The 2,662-nt window shown below is 37.0% G+C and carries 2 protein-coding genes; both read left to right on the top strand.

Annotated elements, in window-relative coordinates; translation table 11 throughout:
* Positions 1–179 precede the first annotated feature (179 nt).
* Positions 180–1,250: a hypothetical protein gene (locus J7K93_06090; GenBank protein MCD6116564.1), complete on the top strand. Its 1,071-nt coding sequence runs from the start codon at positions 180–182 to the stop codon at positions 1,248–1,250.
* A 9-nt stretch (positions 1,251–1,259) separates the two neighbouring features.
* Positions 1,260–2,393, top strand: coding sequence for a hypothetical protein (locus J7K93_06085; protein ID MCD6116563.1), 1,134 nt, complete (start codon positions 1,260–1,262; stop codon positions 2,391–2,393).
* The last annotated feature ends 269 nt before the right edge of the window (positions 2,394–2,662 follow it).

The raw sequence follows: 2,662 nt of genomic DNA, 5'->3' as shown, positions 1-2,662 counted from the left end.
TATTATCACAAGTGGCTATACGGCAAGCGTTACGGCGCAAGACACATTAAACTGCGGCGCCGCGGGGTTTATAAGTAAGCCGATGCAATTACCCACTTTGGTAAAAGAGGTAAGAAGGGTCCTGGATAATAATTGAAGGATACTATAAATTTACACAAATATTTTTTAAGGAGTTTTAAATGTATGAAAACATTGTTAGATGCAAAAAATGCATCCTTCCTGCTACTTACCCTGGCATCCAATTTAATGAGGAGGGTGTCTGCAATTTTTGTATGTTGCCAGTACAAGAAAACAGTTTCTCTGAAAAGGAACTCAAACATAAACTGGATAAAATCGTTCATTCTTATAGAGACAAAGGTAAATACGATGCTATTGTCGGCTTAAGCGGAGGCAAGGACAGTAGCTATGTAGCTTATTATCTTCGGAAAGAATATGACCTGAAGATATTGGGAATCCATTTCGATAATGGATACGATACTGAATATGGAATCAATAATATGACGGAATTGGTTGATAAATTAAAGATTGATTTAATAACAATCAGACCAGAGCAAGCTTTTCTAAAGAAATTATATTCTCATTTTTTGAGAGAGCATGGCGAGTTCTGTTCGGTTTGTAATAACATGGGCTATCTCCTTATGGCAAGTTTTTGCTGGAATCAGAAAAGGTTACTTGGGTTTTCCCCTCTTGGCATAGGGGGGTGGTCAAAAAAATATGAATACCAGCCAGGAATTTCAGTCACATCAATGCAGTATTTTTTTAATAATCTAAGCTCAGAGTTATTTGAAGAGCTGATATCTCAACCATTTATTGAAGAGGAAATAGTTCATAATTATATGTCTCTAACTGATCCAAGACAGGCACAAATTGGTACCAAAGAACACCAGGAATTAGGGAATTACGCCATGAATATGATTCAATTGCCAGATTATGTATCGTGGGATTTAAGTAAGATGTCTAAAGTTTTAAACGAAGCCTTTGGTTGGCAGCAACCTACAGATACACATGGTAGTCACTTCGACTGCAGGCTTTTTCCCATAAAAGAATATTTGAAATTCAAAAAGTACGGTTTAACCCAAGAAACTATAAAAAACAGCATTATGATCCGTGAAGGTTTGATGACTCGTGAAGAGGCAATTGAAAAAATGTCCCTTGAGCAGACAGAAGAACCTGATATTTTAAACGTTTTTTTAAATGAGCTGGGGTTATCGAGAAGTGATGTTAATGAACAGGCTGAATGGTCAAGGTAATTTTTAAATATGAGAATAATAAGGATAAATCTTTTTGAATGCAATACCCCTTTCAAGTTTGGATTTCATTCCCCCCATACTCTTAGATTGAAGGCTGAATCCATAGTAGTTCAACTTCAATTCGACAATGGTATTTCAGGATATGGAGAAAGTGCGCCAAGATTATATGTCACAGGAGAAACCCGTTCAACTGTCAGCCAAATGATTCAAAATCACTTCTCAGAAATTCTATTTTGTCAGGAAATAAATTCAATCGAAGATATTGAAAATACTTTATCTGCCTTGGAAAACAAATGTTTCGATCATAATATACTGGCTTATAATTCCGCTTTAGGGGCTATCGATATTGCGTTACTTGATGCCTTGGGAAAATTTCACACTATACCAACACATCACTTCCTGGGTCCCATTATAAGAAACGAGACACCTTATTCCCTTGCCGTTCCTCTTCTGCCTTTTCCTGTAATCCAAAAGCTCCACCACTATTTTAAGGAACTCGAATTTGGTTCTCTTAAGGTTTTATTAAATGATGACGAAAACGACACTATCGAGAGGCTAAGCTTTATCAGGTCTATATTCGGAATTGATATCGAAATTCGCATAGAGGCCAATGGAAGGTGGACAAGACAACAGGCTATTTCCACTATTGAGAAGTTGAAGAGATTTGACATATCAGCAGTCGAACAACCCGTTGCCAAAGGTGATATTGAAGGCTTACAAGCGGTTAGAGATACCACAAAAATACCAGTCATTGCTGATGAATCGATGTGCAGTTTATCTGATGCAAAAAAATTAATCAACAGTGGTGCATGCGATATCCTAAATATAAAAATATCTAAATGCGGTGGTTTATTAAAATCCAAAGAAATCGCTGAGTTTGCACAATCCAGAGATGTACCTTGTCAATTGGGTGCCCATGTGGGAGAAACGGAAATTTTAAACAGTGCAGGTAAGTATTTTGCTTTGACGACTTCCAATCTCAAGTGTTTCGAGGGATATTCATCTTTGCTTTTTGAAAATTCGTGGAAATGGAACAAAATGGAAAAGGGAGTCCATAGAAAAAATGACTTATCACATATCGGTTTAGGCGTCGATTTAAGAAATCATACCCTGCAAAAAATCTGTACCCTATATCCCGCATAAAAATAAGACAAACAATATATCTTCATATGAAATTTTCACCCAATAGCTTCGCAAATAACTCTTGATATATTTTCCCACACTACCTTCTGATCGATAAATGCCGAAGTGTCCCTCGCAAAGTATATCGGCCTCAAGATCAAGTAGCTTTTTCATAGATTTTTTTCATTCTTCAACGTCAAACCCAAAGCTGAGCAGGAATGGGCCGCGGATATCCTGTTCGAAGAGTATTCGCTTTTCTCCCCTGTCAATATATATGAATATTGGAACCG

The organism is bacterium, assembly GCA_021158245.1.
Lineage (GTDB): Bacteria > Zhuqueibacterota > QNDG01 > QNDG01 > QNDG01 > QNDG01.
This window is presented reverse-complemented; position numbering and strand designations above follow the sequence as displayed.